Annotated in this window: 1 protein-coding gene; it reads left to right on the forward strand. The window is 42.3% G+C overall.

Annotation, left to right across the window (positions count from 1 at the left end; all coding sequences use genetic code 11):
* Positions 1-52: 52 nt before the first annotated feature.
* Positions 53-1192, forward strand: a complete 1140-nt coding sequence (locus BMX05_RS12325; protein ID WP_093312627.1) for an RNA-guided endonuclease TnpB family protein — start codon at positions 53-55, stop codon at positions 1190-1192.
* The last annotated feature ends 48 nt before the right edge of the window (positions 1193-1240 follow it).

A 1240-nucleotide genomic window follows, 5' to 3' on the forward strand; every position in this document is an offset into this window, starting at 1 on the left:
TACAAAATCCTTGTGATGTTATCATCAAAAGATTCCAGTAGAGAGCGCTTACATGTTAAAAGCCACGAAAATCAGAATTTACCCAACCCCAGAACAAACTGAGTTTTTGAATGCTCAGTTTGGAGCGGTGCGTTTTGCGTTTAATCGTGGTTTGGCGATTCAGTCTCACTTCTACAAAGTAAAAGGCATCAGCCTAAAGCCATCAAGCGACATTAAGCCCTTGCTAGCGAAAGCGAAAAAGTCACGCAAATATCAATGGCTCAAACAGTATGATTCGATTGCCTTGCAGCAAGGTATTATTCAGCTCGATAAAGCCTTTAAGAACTTTTTCAACCCAAAGCTGAAATCTCGTTATCCACGATTCAAATCCAAGCATGGCAAGCAGTCAAGCTATCACTGTACCAGTGTTTCTGTTGGTGCGAATTGGATTAAAATCCCCAAGTGCCAACCGATTACAGCCAAAATCCATCGTGAACTATCAGGCACGGTAAAAAGTATCACGCTATCAAGAACGACCAACGGCAAGTATTACGCCTCAATATTGGTAGAAGACGGAATCGAACAGCCAAAACCCCTTCAAACCATCAAAACGGCTGTTGGTGTGGATTTGGGTTTAACGGATTTTCTCACTGACTCAAATGGTCATATTGAAGCGAATCCCAAATATCTGCGTAATGCAGAAAAGAATTTAAAGCGTAAACAGCGTTGGTTATCACGCAAACAAAAAGGGTCAGCGAATCGTGCGAAAGCACGAAGAGTGCTGGCAAATGCTCATGAAAAACTCAGAAATATTCGTAACGATTTTCAACACAAGCTCTCTCGAACACTGGTTGACGAAAACCAAGCGGTCATTGTCGAGACGTTGAAATCCTCGAATATGATGAAAAATAAACATCTTGCTAAAGCAATCGGTGATGTCGCATGGAATAGCTTTGTTTCGAAATTGGAATATAAAGCGAAAGCCAAAGGCCATCATTTGCACAAATTGTCGCAGTGGTTTGCAGGGTCAAAAACCTGTTCTTGCTGTGGACACAAAATGGAAGAAATGCCGCTTAACATCCGTGAATGGTCTTGTCCGAGTTGTTCAACTCACCATCAACGCGATGTGAATGCAGCAATCAACCATCTAAAGCAAGGCATGATTGAACTTAAAGCGGCTGGACTGTCGTTTTCGCTTGCGGAGTCTGTGTAAGTCAATCATTCATTTGATTGTTGCGGACGTTGAAACAAGAAGCCTCGC

Origin of the sequence: Allopseudospirillum japonicum (genome assembly GCF_900108915.1) — a bacterium.
Classification (GTDB): Bacteria; Pseudomonadota; Gammaproteobacteria; order Pseudomonadales; family Halomonadaceae; genus Pseudospirillum; species Pseudospirillum japonicum.